General features: G+C 52.7%; 1 protein-coding gene. It reads left to right on the top strand.

The genetic code is table 11. From position 1 onward, the window contains the following. A partial coding sequence (locus ACT3TY_RS17890; RefSeq protein ID WP_444629094.1) for an IS3 family transposase occupies positions 1-827 on the top strand: 827 nt, incomplete at both ends.

The raw sequence follows: 827 nt of genomic DNA, 5'->3' as shown, positions 1-827 counted from the left end.
ACGCCTTTATCCATCGTCATCGCCAGGCTTTCAGTGTTCAGCGCATGTGCCATGTTGTTGGGGTCGCTCGAAGCGGCTACTACGCTTGGCGACAGCGCGAAGGAGGTCTGTCTCTAAAGCGCAGCCAGCAAGCCGTTCTCGATAAGCGTGTGGCTGCGGCGTTTCACCAACGTAAAGGCCGCTCAGGCGCCCCGAGATTAGCTCTAGACCTGCAAGATGACGGAATACCGGTGAATCGCAAGACCGTGGCTGCCAGCTTACAGCGACAAGGCCTGCGTGCTAAAGCTGCCCGTAAGTTCAAGGCCACCACAAACTCTCGACATTCGCTACCTGTTGCGCCAAACCTGCTAGAGCAAGACTTCAGGGCTTCAGCCCCTAATCAAAAGTGGGTGGGTGATATCACCTACTTGGCGACGGGTGAAGGTTGGCTTTATCTTGCTGTGCTAATTGATCTTTACTCTCGCAAAGTCGTTGGTTGGGCAATGAGCGAGCGTATGACGGCAGATCTTGTCTGTGATGCACTACAAATGGCGCTATGGAAACGTAAAATGCCAACAGGCGTGATCGTCCATTCAGATCGAGGTGGTCAGTACTGTTCGACGCTGTATCAGTCGCTACTGACGCGACATGAACTCAAGTGCAGTATGAGCGCGAAAGGCAACTGTTATGATAACGCCTGTGCCGAAAGCTTCTTTCACAGCCTCAAGGTGGAAGCGATCCACGGCGAGAACTTTAAAACGCGAGATATGATGAGACGCCAGGTGTTTGAATACATCGAACTGGACTACAACAAGCAACGACGGCACAGTGCTATAGGGATGATCAGC

The sequence above is a fragment of the Halomonas sp. AOP22-C1-8 genome (assembly GCF_052378905.1).
Taxonomy (GTDB): Bacteria; Pseudomonadota; Gammaproteobacteria; order Pseudomonadales; family Halomonadaceae; genus Vreelandella; species Vreelandella citrativorans.
The sequence above is the reverse complement of the archived record's forward strand: the minus strand, read 5'-3'. Positions and strand labels throughout refer to the sequence as shown.